Origin of the sequence: Paraburkholderia guartelaensis (genome assembly GCF_004353905.1) — a bacterium.
Classification (GTDB): Bacteria; Pseudomonadota; Gammaproteobacteria; order Burkholderiales; family Burkholderiaceae; genus Paraburkholderia; species Paraburkholderia guartelaensis.
In genome coordinates this window covers 24,693-39,593 of record NZ_SMOD01000027.1, presented here as the reverse complement: position 1 = coordinate 39,593, position 14,901 = coordinate 24,693, and the positions used below count along the sequence as shown (strand labels likewise).

At 60.8% G+C, this 14,901-nt stretch carries 10 protein-coding genes and 4 pseudogenes; 8 read left to right on the top strand and 6 right to left on the bottom strand.

Going from position 1 to position 14,901, the window contains the following annotated elements; genetic code table 11:
* Positions 1-288 precede the first annotated feature (288 nt).
* Entirely contained in the window at positions 289-732 is a 444-nt protein-coding gene (locus E1N52_RS29180) for a hypothetical protein (RefSeq protein ID WP_133186352.1), read from the top strand.
* 317 nt (positions 733-1,049) lie between these two features.
* Here the strand turns inward: E1N52_RS29180 and E1N52_RS29175 are convergent, their stop codons facing one another.
* On the bottom strand, positions 1,050-2,615 hold the full coding sequence (locus E1N52_RS29175; RefSeq protein ID WP_133186350.1) for a tyrosine-type recombinase/integrase: 1,566 nt from the start codon (positions 2,613-2,615) through the stop codon (positions 1,050-1,052).
* The gene (locus tag E1N52_RS29170) at positions 2,612-3,577 is read right to left on the bottom strand and encodes a DNA-binding protein (protein ID WP_133186348.1); all 966 of its coding nucleotides are present in this window, start codon (positions 3,575-3,577) and stop codon (positions 2,612-2,614) included. Before E1N52_RS29170 ends, E1N52_RS29175 begins: the two co-directional genes overlap by 4 nt.
* Before the next feature lie 252 nt (positions 3,578-3,829).
* On the opposite strand from E1N52_RS29170, the pseudogene E1N52_RS29165 reads away from it, so the two are divergent.
* From E1N52_RS29165 to E1N52_RS44910, 3 genes and pseudogenes are all read left to right on the top strand, one after another.
* Positions 3,830-4,069 (top strand): annotated as a pseudogene (locus E1N52_RS29165) (ABC transporter ATP-binding protein); the annotation flags it as partial.
* Positions 4,070-4,601: 532 nt separating this feature from the next.
* Complete coding sequence (locus E1N52_RS29160) at positions 4,602-6,479, top strand: PAS domain-containing sensor histidine kinase (protein WP_133186346.1); 1,878 nt, start codon at positions 4,602-4,604, stop codon at positions 6,477-6,479.
* 248 nt (positions 6,480-6,727) lie between these two features.
* Complete coding sequence (locus E1N52_RS44910; RefSeq protein WP_425468154.1) at positions 6,728-6,916, top strand: helix-turn-helix domain-containing protein; 189 nt, start codon at positions 6,728-6,730, stop codon at positions 6,914-6,916.
* A 133-nt stretch (positions 6,917-7,049) separates the two neighbouring features.
* On the opposite strand, the pseudogene E1N52_RS45560 reads toward E1N52_RS44910, so the two are convergent.
* The 3 genes and pseudogenes from E1N52_RS45560 to E1N52_RS29140 all read right to left on the bottom strand — a co-directional run.
* Positions 7,050-7,157 (bottom strand): annotated as a pseudogene (locus E1N52_RS45560) (FUSC family protein); the annotation flags it as partial.
* Between the two features lie 6 nt (positions 7,158-7,163).
* Complete coding sequence (locus E1N52_RS29145; protein ID WP_246089257.1) at positions 7,164-8,120, bottom strand: LysR family transcriptional regulator; 957 nt, start codon at positions 8,118-8,120, stop codon at positions 7,164-7,166.
* 227 nt (positions 8,121-8,347) lie between these two features.
* Positions 8,348-9,044: pseudogene (locus tag E1N52_RS29140) on the bottom strand (IS6 family transposase).
* A 122-nt stretch (positions 9,045-9,166) separates the two neighbouring features.
* Between E1N52_RS29140 and E1N52_RS29135 the strand changes: the two are divergent.
* The 4 genes and pseudogenes from E1N52_RS29135 to E1N52_RS45325 all read left to right on the top strand — a co-directional run.
* Positions 9,167-9,556: pseudogene (locus E1N52_RS29135) on the top strand (transposase); the annotation flags it as partial.
* A gap of 377 nt (positions 9,557-9,933) precedes the next feature.
* A complete protein-coding gene (locus E1N52_RS29130) occupies positions 9,934-11,379 on the top strand; it encodes an IS1182 family transposase (protein ID WP_133186344.1) in 1,446 nt (481 codons plus the stop codon).
* Positions 11,380-11,601: 222 nt separating this feature from the next.
* A complete protein-coding gene (locus tag E1N52_RS29125) occupies positions 11,602-13,047 on the top strand; it encodes an IS1182 family transposase (RefSeq protein WP_028208235.1) in 1,446 nt (481 codons plus the stop codon).
* Positions 13,048-13,348: 301 nt separating this feature from the next.
* Positions 13,349-13,615, top strand: a complete 267-nt coding sequence (locus tag E1N52_RS45325; RefSeq protein ID WP_281282755.1) for a sensor histidine kinase — start codon at positions 13,349-13,351, stop codon at positions 13,613-13,615.
* A 7-nt stretch (positions 13,616-13,622) separates the two neighbouring features.
* On the opposite strand, the gene E1N52_RS29115 is transcribed toward E1N52_RS45325, so the two are convergent.
* Entirely contained in the window at positions 13,623-14,897 is a 1,275-nt protein-coding gene (locus E1N52_RS29115; protein ID WP_133186342.1) for an MFS transporter, read from the bottom strand.
* Positions 14,898-14,901: the final 4 nt, after the last annotated feature.

Below are 14,901 nucleotides of genomic sequence, written 5' to 3'. Positions count from 1 at the left end.
CGGGCATGCTCGAGGGCTCTATTACGCCGCGCTGGCATTCGGCCCGCTACAGCGCGATCGTGCCTGCTCCGAATTGACCACCGCGACCTTGAGAGAATCGTTGGAACCGGCTTTGTTCGTGGGGATAGGCTCGCAGTTCGGTGCCATCGATATCCCCGGTGACAAAAAGCACTTTAGGGCGGCAGCGGACCGACAAGCGTACAGGATTGAAATTTGAACGCGGGATGTCTACGCTAGATCGATCAGCCTCACGCAGTGAGTCGAGTTCAATATCCTTAGGAGGGGTTCATGCTGCGAGCCATGATGGGGCACAACAGCCACACTCTGACGATGTATTACTTGGGCAGGTCGGGCATTAGGACCGAAATCGCTCAATATCTTTGGGACGCCTCTATTGCACTGGCGGACGAACCTGGGGAATCGTGGTCAGAAGGCGCGATCACTATGCCGTTCGACGATTGCGCTCCAAATGCGCCGGGCTTGCAGGCGAGTCACTCTCCGCGGTCGGTCGAAACAGGCATCTGCATCGCGCGGGCTCGTGATTGTCAAACCATGCAGTGTCTAGATGCGTCGCCTGTGGGTCATGCCCACCTCCGCGAGTTTCATAAAGTATCAATCGGCCGCGAGACCACTCCCGAAATCCAACGGTTGTCTCGTGTGTGGAATGATCTTGATCAGAGGGACGCGCTGACCGCACATCTCAGTGCCCTTGATGCGCAGCTTGCTTCGTGAGGCTTGAGCGGAGACTGTGCACCTGCTTCGCACGATGTACCGATGATGGGTTGTTTTCTGTGCGGTCCTCTCCGCAACTAGAGGACTTTGCCGCCGTTCTCCGAAACAATAGGGGTATTGACGCTGAGATGAGGTTGGTCTTCTTCGATCTCCAACTAGGAGGCAACTTGCCGAACGCTTCGCCGTCAGGTAGCGTTCTCGGAGTCCTTTCAGCGGATCATCCGTCAATTCCACGTCCCACGACCTGGGCTCGAATTCGTCGTCAGCTTGACGTTCGATCAACTTTGACCACTGTTCCTCGCTGGTTTTAAAGCGCGTCAAATAGCCGTTGCGAACAGAGCGTACAACGGCCTGGGAAAACTCCCCTCCACAAAGTCCCTTAACTGCGTACCGTCGGTCCGCGCATAGGCCGCCGTCGTCTGCACCGAGGCGTGACCCAGCAGCGCCTGCGCCACCGGCAGCGGTACGCGGTGATCGACCACCAGGGTGCGCGCATAGCCGTGCCGCAGCCAGTGCGTGGACGCCCCTTCGAGCGCGGCGCGCATGGCGCTTTCCCCCGGCGGCAGCCGGGTTGCTGCCAGCGCGAACACCGCCCGCACCTCGTCGTAGAGGCCGCTCGCGCCGAGCGCGCGGCCGCGTTCGCTGTGGACGAGCGGTAAACGCTCTCCGGGCGGCGGATCGCCGGGCAGGCCGCGCACCCGCCGGTAGGCGCGCAGCGCCGGCAGGCAGGCCGAGGGGAGCGGTATCGCGCGTTGTTTGCTGCCCTTGCCAATGATGTGCAGGGTCCACTGCCGGGCGTCGTCCACCTGGATACGCGGCAGCGCGAGTGCCTCGTTCCACACCAGTTCGGCAAGCCGCACGCCGGCAAAGCGGTACAGCGCCCAGATGGCGCGCCGTCTCGCCCAGACAGTGGGTAGTACATCGACGGGCGCATCGCCCGCGGCGACCGCATCGCAATGCGTCAGTGCGGCCGCGGGCAGGAACCGCACCGGCGTCCAGGTCATGCGCGCGCGTCGCCCGGCGGCGAGCCCCTCGGCCGGATTGATGCTGAGATACCCCGTGCGGTGCCACCAGGCATAGAGGCTCGAGACCACCGCGAGCGCGCGGGAGACGGTGGCCGGCGCCGCGCGCCGTGCGTTTCCGTCGGCGCCGGCATGCGGGGCCTGCACCTCGTCGCGGTAGGCCATCAGGTCCTGGCGCGTGAGATCGGAAAACGGGCCCAGTCGTTCGCGCGTGCACCAGGCGGCGAGCCGCCGCAGTTCCGTCACGTAGGCGCGCAGCGTGTGCGGCGAGTGCGAGGCCCGCTCGCGCAGGAACAGGCGCACCGCCTGCGCGTCATCGGCCACCCCGAGGGTATTGGTCAGCACCACCGCATTCGCGAAGCGCCCGGCGCGCGCGAGCCACGCGGGCGCCACCAAGGCGGCCATCAGCGCTGCCTCTTCGGTGACGGCGTGGGGCATTGATGACAGTGCTCCGTCCGGTGCATCACCGGGGGTGTCATTGGGCCCCGCCAGGCGGAAGCGCCGCCGGTGCTGGCGCAGCACGCGCTCGAGCACCGTGGCGGCAGAAGGGGCGGTACTTTCCGGCACGACGCGCAGGCGCCCGCGTTCCCAGTACTCCACCGCCGCGTCGTGTTCAAGCAGCAGCGCGAACACGGCGGGGTGTTCGCGCTTCGCGTCGGCGAGCGACGGGCAACCCCGTTTCAGTACCGTGAGCGTCCAGCGCGCGTACACGGGGTGGCCGAGCGCCTGCGCGACGTATTCGATCGCCGCGTCGGTCCCCTCCGGCACGCGCTGCGGCGGCCGGCAGCCGGTGTCGAGCCAGCGGGACGCATGGGACGCGTGAGACAAATCGGACGGTTCGGACGGACTGGACGGTTTCATCGCGCCTTCCTCGAAGCGCCCGTGGCTGCCTTGACTCCGGCCGTGCGGGCCGCGCTGCGCGCCGGACGGCGTGCACCGGCAGGGGGCTTGCTCGACGTCGTGGCGCCCACCAACGCCAGGGTCTGGCGCTGCTGTTCCACCACGGTGGTCAGTGCCGTCGCTTCGGCGGCGGCCTGCTGCCGCGCGTTGCGTTCCTCTCCCAGTTCGGCAAGCAGGCGCTCGCGCAGCGACTCGAGCGCGGCGAGCCGCTCGGCCGCGCGCGCCAGTTCCGCCTCGAGCCGCTGCCGTTCCGTCTGGAACGTTTCGCGCTGGTGCGCGGTTTCGAGCAGCAGCTGTTTCGCAAGGCCGTCGTAGCGGGCGCGCTCGGCAGCAAGCTCGCTGGCATGCTGCCGGGCGGCACCGGCGGCCGCCGTTTCGATGGCTGTCAGCTGCGCCTGCAGCTGCCCCGCAGCATCTTCAAGGGCGGCGGTCCGCTGCGTGGCCGCTTCAAAACCCGCACGGGCGACGGCCAGTTCCGCGTCACGGCTGCTGAGCTGGGTGCGCACGTCGGCGAGTTCCACCCGCAGCAGTTCCACCTTCAGCGCGGCGTTGCGCTGCGCCTCGGTGGCGGCCTCCACCATGGTTTCGGTTTCGCGGCGCAGCCGCACGATGCCGTCCAGCTGCGTGGCGACGGCGGCTTCCCACAGCGCGCGCATCTGCGCGGCGATCTCTTGTGGGACGTCGGGTACCGCGAAGCCGTCGAACCGGGCCAGCCCCGCCTGCACGACCTCCGCTTCGATGGCGTTCAGGTGCCGCGAGAGCGTGGCGGGGTCGCCAGCGCCGAGACGCGCCCGGAGCTTTCGCACCGAGACGATCTTGCGGAACCGGGCGTCGGACGCGGGGGCGGGGTCGCCCGCCTCGGCGAGCAGGGCGAGGACAGTGGCGCGGATGGCGTCGGGGGTGACGGCGGCGGGTCGGGCCATGGGGGCCTCCGGCAGCAGAGGAGGAGCAAGCGGGCAGCAGACGGGCAGCAAACGCGGGCGCGAGGCGGGGAGGTCGGGAAAGGCCGGCCGCGCGAAGCGCCAGGCGGGATTTCCAGAATAGATAACGCACAGACCTGACGCAAGACAACCCGATTCGGCACAGTTAAAAGCACACGTGCCGTGATAAACCTGATTATCGCGGCTAAACGACTCCGCGGTGGCGGTTTGGCGGTGCCTCCGTGCTGCGTGGCGGAAGCGATTTTTCTCGCCGACCGGATCCTCGTGCTGAAGGCCAATCCAGGCGAAGTGCAGGAACTGATCGAGGTACCGGTGCCGCGCCCGCGCAGCTATGCGCAGTTGACCTCGCCAGAATTTCTCGCGACGCGCGCACGGCTCGACGCGCTGATCCATCCACCAACTGCGGACGAACCGGAAGACGCGCGCATACATCCGAACATGATCCGACTCACCGACGTGATCGACTCAGCGGAGCAGCGATCGGTTATCGAGTTGCGACCGTCCAGCAATTGCATGCCTTCTGCGCGGAGTATCCGGTGAGGCTCAAGGGAGTTTGACAAGATCGCGGTTTCGCACTCGATCAAGCACGACACTTTCGTGTGCAGCTGGAGATTCTCACTGCTCAGAGGTGACGCTTGATCGCACGAGGACGAGGCTATTGGTGCGTGGGCGAACAACACCGTGGATTATCCTGCAAGCGCTGCGCACCATGGTGCGATGTCGATAACAATATCTTCGTCTTTCCGGTCTACTCAGTCACACTCATAAGCGCTCATGCGTAGCGTTGGGCCAATTCACTTTCGTCCGTCTATGCATCTGCGCATACACCTAAAGTATAGTTGTCGTCCTTTTCTGCTAACCATAGTATCGATACGTTAACCTGACATAGCACTGCAGATCGCAATGCATGGTCATTATTGTTTTGCATAGGTTGTCCAGAGTTCTTAAATGTCTGTCCGCAAGCGTTGGTTGTTGTGTGATGGAGCATCGGTAGGAAACGATAACGATGGATAATGAGCTTAGTCGCAGGGTGGACGCGCTCCCGGGCTTGGTATGGACCGCATTCCCTGACGGTCGCATCGAATTTGTGAATAGACGCTGGTGCGAATACACGGGGCTGTCTGTCGAGGAAGCATCGGACGACGGATGGCAGACGGCGTTCCATCCCGACGACCGGGCCGCGCTGCTCGAAACCTGGCGGGTTGCTGTCGCCTCCAACGCGCCGGGTGAAGCGCAAGCGCGGATGCGACGCGTCGATGGCGTGTATCGGTGGTTTCTCTGTCGCGTCAACCCGGTGACTGATGGGGCGGGCAAAGTCGTGACGTGGTGCGGAATCAATACGGATATCGAGGAGCGCAAGCAGGCCGAAGATACGGCGCGAGCGAACGAGCAACGTTTGCAGCTCGTAGTCGATGGCTTTCCTACCCAGGTTCTGATTTTTTCGCCAGCCGGCGAAGTGCTGCACGCCAACCGCTGCTTTTTCGACTACTTCGGCGTGACCCTCAGCGAACTGAAGCAATGGCAGACCAACGGCCTGACCCATCCTGACGACAGAGAAGCGGTTATAGCGCGATTTCGCGAGTCGATGAGCAATGGCAAGCCTTATGACGGTGAGTCCCGTCACCGCCGTGCCGACGGCGTCTGCCGATGGTTTCGCGTGCAAGGCGTTCCGTTGCGCGACAAGGAGGGGCGAATCGCTTTGTGGTATTTCTTGCAAAGGGATATCGATGACCGCGTGCAGACGGAAGCGCACTTAGGGAAAAGCGCGGCGCTGATGGCCAAAGTGGAGCAACTGAGCTTGCGCGGAAGCTTTTCCTGGCGTCCGACGACCGGCTCCATTACCTGGTCGGAGCAGCTCTACCGTATGTTCGGGATCGAGCCCGGTGCGCAGATAACGATGGACACCATCGCTGCGGGAGTCCACCCTGACGACCTTCATCTTCTGCATGAGATGATTGAGCGGGCGCAAGACGGCAAGGACGTGGAATTCGACCACCGCCTGCTGCTGCCCAACGGCTCGGTCAAGTACGTGCACATTCAGGCTCACGCCACGCGGGACGTGCTGGGCCAACTGGACTACGTCGGCGCGGTGCAGGATGTGACCGAGCGACGCAGGTCCGAAGACGCGCTTGCGTGCCTGCGCGCTGAATTAATCCATGTATGTCGAGTCAACAGCATGGGTGAGCTGACGGCCTCGATTGCGCACGAGATCAGCCAGCCGCTCACTGGCATGACGATCAACGCCGGCACCAGTTTGCGCTTGCTGAGTGCGGAGCCGCCGAAAGTCGAGGGCGCCCTCGAGGCCGTGCGCCGCACTATCCGCGACGGGCGCCGCGCTTCGGAAGTGATGAAACGCCTGCGCGCGCGGTTCAATAACCACGCCGTGAAGACTGATGCGGTTGACCTGAGTGAAGCCGCACGTGAGGTCACTGAGTTGCTGCGCGACGAGATCCGCGAAAAACGGATTGTACTGCAGTTGAAAGCTGCGGATGACCTGCCGCCGGTCGCAGGCGATAGGGTCCAGCTCCAGCAGGTCGTGGTCAACCTGCTTCTTAACGCCGTGCAGGCGATGAACGAGGTAGACGACCGTCCACGGCAAATGCTCATCACCATCGAACGGGAAGATGGCGATTGTGTGCGGCTCGCCGTGACCGATTCCGGAGTGGGCTTCGACCCGCAATACGCGTGCAGGCTCTTCGATGCGTTCTATACGACCACGAGGGACGGCATGGGCATCGGTCTATCGGTGAGTCGCCGCATCATCGAGAACCATGGCGGCCGCCTGTGGGCCACCCCGAACGAGCGCTTTGGGGCCACTTTCTCTTTCGTCGTCCCATCCTTGGGGGATCACCCGGCGAACGCGGGGCCTGTCGACCGAATTTGATACTAGTCCGGAGAATTTCGAGAACCGCGCTTCCATATGGGCCAGCGGGCCGACCGGCCTGCATCAACGGGCCGGACATAAGCGTGCTGCCTTGACCGGTGAACCAATGTGCAAAACCTGCTTGTCCACACAAGTGTTCCTGGTAAAACGGTTTGACTTTGGTTGACCTGGCGTCCTGGTCGGTGCCGGGGTCGTGGATAAAGTGTGTCGTAGTGTTGAAGGCCGTCGAGGAGCTGACATTGCAGCAGATGTCGATCAATCACCGTCATCGGGATATGCGCACACGCGCGGCGGGCCTGTTGATGCTCGGACTTGGCCTCAAGGCCCGTGCCATTGCGTCGCAATTGGGCGTGAGTGGGCAGAGCGTGTACAACTGGTTGCACGCATGGCGCGAGCGAGCATCAAAGGACTGGCTGCCCGCCTGCGCGTGTTCTTGAATCGATAATTGATCGCCATCTCCCGCAACGTGATCTCCTCAGCCTTTACAAGCACTACACGGCATTTCATCAACATCTCGACACCAGGAAAAAACCGGGGTACCGAAATCCAAGTAGTTTTACCACGAGCACTTATGTCGATCAGCGCTGCGGAATAGCCGGCCAGCACAAACGCGCACCAACGAAAATGCCGGCTTCGCATGCCGGCTGCCGTACGGGCGGCGATCCACACCGCCATCCCAGGAATCTAGAGTTTGGGCTCCTGGATAAGTTCGGGCTTCAGCTCTTCGAGCAGCTCCATATCGTGACAGATCAACTGCGGGAGGTGCCCACGCAGAAATTCCACCCATGTCTTCGTCTTCGCGTCGACAAACCGGCGCGATGGATACAGAGCGTACACACTGGTCCTCTGCAGAATGTGCTGCGGCAGAACGCGTATGAGCGTGCCGTTACGCAGACCTTCAATTGCCGAATACACTGGCAGCGTACCAATGCCCATGCCTTCACGAATCGCAGCTACCAGCGACTGTGCGATGTTCACCTGGACCGGACCGTCAACGTGCAAATCGAGACTGCCTTCGGGCCCCTCGAGCCTCCACTCGTGCACGGGATCCCTCGGCGTCTTGAGGATCAGGCAGTCGTGGCGCGTGAGATCGGCGGGCACGTCCGGTGTGCCATGCACACGCACGTATGCAGGTGAAGCACACAGAATGCTGCATGTAGTTCCGAGCTGAAGCGAGACGAGATCGGAGTCTGGCAATGACAACGCGGTAATGACCGACACATCGCTGCTGCCTTCGAATAGATCGGGCAGGCGTTGTGACAGAGTGAGGTCGACCGTCACTTCCGGGTGTAAGGCACGGTACCGCGAGATCGCGGGCAGGACGTACTGTTGGCCGATGCACGCAAAGCTGTGCATGCGCAGCACCCCCGTGGGACGCTCGTGTGCGCAACTGGCTTCTTCTTCCGCGATGCAGACGTCCGCGAGAATCTGCGAGCAGCGCTTCAGATAGCGTTCGCCCGCAGGTGTGAGTGCGAGCCGGCGGGTCGACCGGTTGAGCAACCGAGTGCGCAGATGCGCTTCCAGCTCCGAAACCGCTCGCGACGTGACGCCGATGGTTGAATCGAGAGACTCGGCCGCGGCGGTGAAACTGCCGGCTTGTACGACGCGGACGAACATCCGCATGCTTTGTAGCGTATCCATCAGCCAATAAACCTTCTCGTGAGTTCTCTTGATCGACACGAAGGCGATTTCGTCGCCCTCCGGGCCACGACATTGTTGAGTGACCAGGAGCGGAGATTCACCGGCCAACGCGTTAAATTGTCGCAATGAGTCTCCTAAAATCGATATCGATGCCCCTGCATCTGTGAACGGTTTCGTCGCAGTAACGATGAAGGGGGGGCGAGTGGAAACAATATGTGAAGTACTGCTTATGTCACGAGGGTGTAAAATTGCTCTGCGGCGGACGGATGGGTTCCGCGAGCACACTGCATTTGCCCTTTGGTGATCATATGCATCAATTCGATGCCGGCCAGCAAGCTCCGCGCACAGCGGAAAGTCTTGAACCCCAGCATGGGCCGCGTGCGTCGCTCGATGATCCTGCTCGACCACGTTGTTGAGATATTTTCACTGGCGAATCTTGATGGGCGCTTCACGATCGGCATTGATTGCTTCGAGCGCGGCGGGATGGGCGCCGCTTTTATCAATCGTCACGGTGTCCGGTCCGCCGTTCTGATCGATCGATTTCTCGAAATGCCGCCGCGCTGCGGCCTTGTCACGATTGGCCAGCAGCAGGAAATCGACCGTGTTGCCTGCCTTGTCGACCGCGCGGCATAAATATTTCCACTGCCCTTTGACTTCGATGTACGTTTCATCCATGCGCCAACTCTTGCCGGCCGGGCGCTTGCGACGGCGAAACGCTTTCTCCAGTACTGGCAACAGCTTCATGGCCCAGCGGTGTACGGTCGAATGATCAACCGCAATCCCCCGCTCGGCCATCATCTGTTCAAGACGACGCAGGCTCAGCGGATACGCCACTTACCACCGCGCACACAGCAAGATGACGTCGAGCGGGTAGTGCAGGCGTTTGAGTACCTTTGCGACGACCGGATTCGGGTTCTGTTTCATCGATCAAAGCGGATTACCTTTGCGATGCCAGCATGGCAGCTCGCCTTATCGCGACAAAACCACGCCACTTCGAAGGTTGCTGACTAATGTGAAGTTCCATTCTGGCTTGCCTCTCGCGTGCCGTAAATGATGCCTTGGTAGTAACTATGCAGCAGTACAGAAGCAGACAGGAAAGCGTAACGGGGGAAGTCGGCGTGATTGTGCATAGCGACCGTGGCGGTCAGTATTGCAGCGTGCTCTTCTAGGACACGCCCAAGGCGTACGGCATGCGTTCGTCGATGAGCCGGCGTGGCGATTGTTGGGATAATGCGCCGACCGAAAGTCTGTGGGGTTCGCGGGAGGTCGCACAACCGTACGGTCGGCACTTCGCGACGCGGCGTGCTGTGATGGATGAAGTCATCGACTGGCTGGGCCTCTACAATGCCCGCCGACTGCATTCGACATTGAACTACGTCGGCCCTATGACGTTCGAGAAGAATTGGACCGCCGCTCAGCAAGGGCAAGCGGCCTGATGGCCCCGGCTATGGGATTCGCGAAACAGGGGCAAGGTCAATCCGGCGTTCTGTGGTTGAGCGCTGGTGCGTGACTGACTCAGTCTGAAGGGTTCACAAGCCCTGAACGCTCCGTGGGAGACGTATCTTGAGCGCTGCGCCTGACGAGAGCGCACGCAACCCACAGCGGCCAGCGTGCGTGATTGACCGCGGATGTGGGGTGGGTAAGGACCGCGCCGTTGCGGTCGATCGGGAAGGCACTGACGACTGCTTTTCGATGTAACGCTGACACGTCGATGTCTTAACGATCGTACCTCTGAGTGTCGCTTGCTGGCCGAGGCCTTGTGAAAACGCATGGATCGCCTAAACTGAATCAACGCATGGTTACCGGGTGATTCATGAAGCGATTCGTTGAAGGCGATGACCGCAAGCAGGTCGCATTGCTTCCCGAATGCGTCGATGACTACATCGGGCAGGACAATCCGGTCCGGGTCATCGATGCCTTCGTCGATGAATTAGATCTTGCGGAACTTGGTTTCAACGGTACCACGCCTGCAGCCACGGGTCGCCCGTCCTACCATCCGGGCGTGATGCTCAAGATCTACGTCTATGGATATCTGAACAGGGTGCCATCCAGCAGGCGTCTCGAGCGCGAATGCCAGCGTAACGTCGAGTTGATGTGGTTGACGGGACGTCTGACGCCGGACTTCAAGACGATCGCCGACTTTCGCCGCGACAACGGCCCGGCCATTCGCAATGTATGCCGTCGCTTCGTCGAACTGTGTCGCGGATTGAAGCTGTTGTGCAGCGACATGGTGGCAATTGACGGCAGCAAGTTCAAGGCTGTAAACAGCCGTGACAGGAACTACACGGAAGGCAAGATCGACAAGCGTCAGCAGCAGATTGAGGAAAGTGTTCAGCGATATCTCGACATGATTGAAACCGCAGACCGGACCAGTCCGACGGGTTTCGATGTTAGGACCGAGCGGCTGTACGAGAAGATCGCAATCTTGCGCGAGCAGATGCGTGAGCTCAAGCGGATCAAGAGGCAACTGAAGAATGAACCGGACAGACAGTTGTCGCTTACCGACCCGGATTCCCGTTCCATGACCAGTGGCGGCAAAAGAACCGGAACGGTTGGCTACAACGTTCAGGTCGCCGTAGATACAAAGCATCACCTGATCGTCGAACACGACGTGACGAATGTCGGCGGTGACCACGGACAACTCGGCAGGATCGCTGCGTCGGCGAAGAACGCGATGGGCAAGCCCAAGCTGAAGGTACTGGCTGACCGGGGCTACTTCAGCGGTCCGGATATCCGCACATGCGAGCTGACCGGGATCACGCCGTATGTCCCGAAACCCCTCACTTCAGCGTCAAGGAAGAAAGGACTCTTTACCAAGCGCGACTTTGTTTACGTTCCAGGGAAAGACGAATATCGATGCCCCGCCGGCGAGCGCGCAATCCGTCGATTCACGACCGTGGAACACGGAATGACGCTGCAGGTGTACTGGCCGAGCGCCTGCCCGCGTTGCTCGCTCAAGGAACGATGTTCGCCCAGCGACTACCGCCGAATTCGACGATGGGAGCACGAACATATACTTGATGCCATGCAGCGTCGACTAGACCGCAAGCCTGACGCAATGACCATCCGCAGAAGCACTGTTGAGCACGTCTTCGGCACGCTAAAGCACTGGATGGGGGCCACCCACTTCCTGACCAGGACGCTTGGACGGGTGAGTACCGAAATGAGTCTTCAAGTGTTGGCCTACAACCTGAAGCGCGTCATAGAGATACTTGGGGCTGGCAGGGCAATAAATGCGATGAAGATGGTCGGAACGTAAGGCCCGGAGGGGCTTTTTACGCTCGGAAACCTACGTTAAGTCGGGCCGGAGTTCTCAAGCTTGATTGGTCGGACTGGCGAGCTCGACTCCGGCGCAAAGAAAACAGTTTCCACACGGCCTCGGCCGACTACGGCCCGACACGGTTGGCTGTAGCCGACCTAGGGTGTGTGAAAACACGCTGATCGCCTAAACTGGATTAACTCATTCAGCACGGGTGACCGGATGAAGCGATTCATAGAAGGTGAAGATCGCAAGCAGGTGACGCTGCTTCCAGAGTGCCTGGATGATTTCGTTGCCGAGGACAATCCGGTCAGAATCATTGAGGCGTTCGTTGAAGAGCTTGACCTTGCATCACTGGGCTTCGATGGAGCGATGCCGTCGACTACAGGTCGACCGTCCTATCATCCGGGCGTGCTGCTGAAGATCTATATCTACGGCTACCTGAACCGGGTCCAGTCGAGCCGGCGCCTGGAACGTGAATGTCAACGCAATGTTGAATTGATGTGGCTCACGGGCCGTTTGGCGCCGGATTTCAAGACCATAGCCGACTTCCGTCGTGACAACGGTACAGGCATTCGCAACGTATGTCGCCGCTTCGTCGTTTTATGCCGCGAACTGAAGCTGTTCTCGCAAGCGTTTGTTGCCATCGACGGCAGCAAGTTCAAGGCAGTCAACACTCGTGATCGTAACTTCACAGAGGGTAAGGTCGAAAAGCGCCAGAAGCAGATCGAGGAGAGCATCCAGCGGTATCTGAACGCGCTGGAGACTGCCGATCGTACGCAACCCGCCGAGCTGGAAGCGAAGACGACCCGATTGCAGGACAAGATCGCGCGCTTACGCGAGCAGATGCGAAACCTTAATCAGATCAAGCAGCAACTCAAGACGCAGCCTGATGGCCAACTCTCGATGACTGATCCCGACGCGCGCTCCATGGCGACGAGCGGAAAAGGCTCGGGGATGGTCGGCTACAACGTGCAAGTGGCCGTTGACGCCAAACATCACCTCATTGTTGCTCATGAGGTCACAAATTCTGGTAGTGACCGGGCGCAGCTTAGCCCGATGGCACGAGCCGCGCGCGATGCGATGGGCAAAACCAGATTGCAGGCAGTAGCCGATCGTGGCTACTACAGTGGGCCTCAAATCAAGCAGTGCGACGATGCGGGAATTGCAGTCATTCTGCCGAAACCGACAACATCGGGAGCGAAACACCACGGCCGGTTCGACAAGGCAGACTTCATCTACATTGCGCGGGACGACGAATACCAATGTCCAGCTGGAGAGCGGGCAATCTACCGTTACACCAGTGAGGAACACGGGATGCAGCTACATCGATACTGGAGTAGTGCCTGTTCGCAATGCAAGATAAAGTCACAGTGCACGCCCGGCGAACAACGACGGATAAGTCGATGGGAGCATGAGTCGGTGCTGGACGCAGTTCAACGTCGGCTGGACAAGACGCCTGATGCGATGACAGTGCGCAGGCGAACCGTCGAACATGTCTTTGGCACGTTTAAGCATTGGATGGGCTACACGCACTTCCTGATGCGCAGATTGCCTAACGTAGGTACCGAGATGAGTTTGAACGTACTCGCCTACAATCTCACTCGAGTGCTGAAAATCCTGGGCTTCAGCAAGACGATGAAGGCAATGCGGCGGATGGGCGCCTGAGCACCCCATAGGTCCAGAAACACATCTCTTCAATTCGCCAGAACGCATCGGAGAGGCTTGCCCTCTCGGGGTCGCCGTGATGACCTAAAAGGTAGCCAAACGCGCCGCTCGGGTCAGCGGTTATGCTTCGCATTGCAATTCCATCGGGTTTCCACACGGCCTCGACCCTAAGCCGCCGCTGGGCACGGCTTCCCAGCTATGGCCGCTTTTCAGTGCAAAGCTGAAACCTGCTCCCCAAAAGACTTTCTGCAATTCTTGCGATCCTCAACGGTCACCGGCCGAGGAACGCTTGCCGCGGGAATTGACGATCAGCACCGCCATGAGCGAGCCGAGTGCCGTCCTGGTGACGGTGCGCGATTCCGGGCCGGGTATCGCTCCCGAGAACTTCAAGCGCCTCTTCGAGCCGTTTTATACGACTAAGGCTAGCGGGATGGGGATGGGGATGGGGCTGTCGATCTGCCGTTCGATCATCGAAGCACACGGCGGACGATTGTGGGCGCGCGCAAACGTACCCTGTGGCGCGATCTTTGAGTTCACGGTGCCGGTCCATCCGGCTGTTTCATTATAATCGAACCTCATCCGGCGGCACGGCCTCGTGGTCCAGTTTCGCGCAGGAAAAACGCAAGGACGATCGCGATCGCGATACCGCCTAGCAGCCACGCGCCCGCACCGCGAAACACGGCCATGTCCATTGCGCCGCCGCGCGCAATATGGCCGAGCAACTTGCCATACAGGGGCGTCAGGCAGGCACTGAAGGTGAACACGAGGAAGTTGATCGCGCCGTTCGCGCTGCCCTTCACCTTGTCCGAATTGACCTCCTTGATCACCGTGTAGGGCAGCATGGCGGCGCCCGACCCAATCCCGAGCAACAGGCCGAGCACGTACGGCGGCGCCACGCCGGCAGGCAGGAAGAAAATGCCGGCGCACGACACGAGCATCAGGAGCGCGCCGCCGATCAGTACGGGCTTTCGGCGGCCAAGATGGTCTGCCAGATAGCCCAGTAGCGGGCAGCCGATGACCCAGCCGAGCGGTACCATACTGGCACGGTTGACAGCCTCGGCGTAGCTGACGTGGAGGCCATTGTGCAAGAACGGTATGCCCCAGATCATGTCGCCAATCGTCGTGGGCAAGAACAGCAAGCCGGCGCAGAAGCCGCAAAGGTACGACTGCGGATTGGAAAGCACCTCCTTGTATGGCGCGAACATGGTCAGCCACGAACCCTGGCTTGCAGCCGTGTCGCCCTGTTCTTTCGGTGTCGCCGCAAACATCAGGACCGCAATCACAAAGATCCCGATGCCCGACATCCACCAGAACTGCTGCCAACTGATCACGCTGTGAATCAGCCGCCCGACGGCGAACTGCCCCGCAGCGCCGCCGAGCATGCCAAAACACTGAGTAAAGCCAATGGCCGTCGCGAGATATCGTGGCGGGAAGCCGCGCGTGGCCAGGTATGCGGCGCCGATAAACGCGCACGACGAGCCCGCCCCTTGCAACAGGCGGCCGATCTGCGCGCCTTCCACGCTGCCGAGTCCAAACAGGGCCGCCCCGGCCGCGACCAGGACGATGCCACCGGGAATGACCGCCTTGCCGCCGAGCCGGTCAAGCGCCGCGCCGACGACGATCGAACACAGCGAATAGCTGTAGTAGAAAAGGCCGACGACCACGCTGACACCGACGACATCGCGAGCGAACGCCGAGCTCAGCTCGGGCATCATGACGCTCGGCGCGGAACGCAACGCATACTGCATGAAGTAGAAGACCGCGCACAAGAACCACGCAATGACAAAACCGATATGCACGGTCTCAATGCCGCGTGTCGAAGCGGGCGTGCTTGCCACGTTACTGGACATCGCT

Coding starts and splice junctions, on each gene's coding strand:
- E1N52_RS29115 (WP_133186342.1), bottom strand. CDS start 14,897: ATGTCCAGTAACGTGGCAAGCACGCCCGCTTCGACACGCGGCATTGAG.
- E1N52_RS29145 (WP_246089257.1), bottom strand. CDS start 8,120: ATGGATACGCTACAAAGCATGCGGATGTTCGTCCGCGTCGTACAAGCC.
- E1N52_RS29175 (WP_133186350.1), bottom strand. CDS start 2,615: ATGAAACCGTCCAGTCCGTCCGAACCGTCCGATTTGTCTCACGCGTCC.
- E1N52_RS29170 (WP_133186348.1), bottom strand. CDS start 3,577: ATGGCCCGACCCGCCGCCGTCACCCCCGACGCCATCCGCGCCACTGTC.
- E1N52_RS29180 (WP_133186352.1), top strand. CDS start 289: ATGCTGCGAGCCATGATGGGGCACAACAGCCACACTCTGACGATGTAT.
- E1N52_RS44910 (WP_425468154.1), top strand. CDS start 6,728: ATGTCGATCAATCACCGTCATCGGGATATGCGCACACGCGCGGCGGGC.
- E1N52_RS29125 (WP_028208235.1), top strand. CDS start 11,602: ATGAAGCGATTCATAGAAGGTGAAGATCGCAAGCAGGTGACGCTGCTT.
- E1N52_RS29160 (WP_133186346.1), top strand. CDS start 4,602: ATGGATAATGAGCTTAGTCGCAGGGTGGACGCGCTCCCGGGCTTGGTA.
- E1N52_RS29130 (WP_133186344.1), top strand. CDS start 9,934: ATGAAGCGATTCGTTGAAGGCGATGACCGCAAGCAGGTCGCATTGCTT.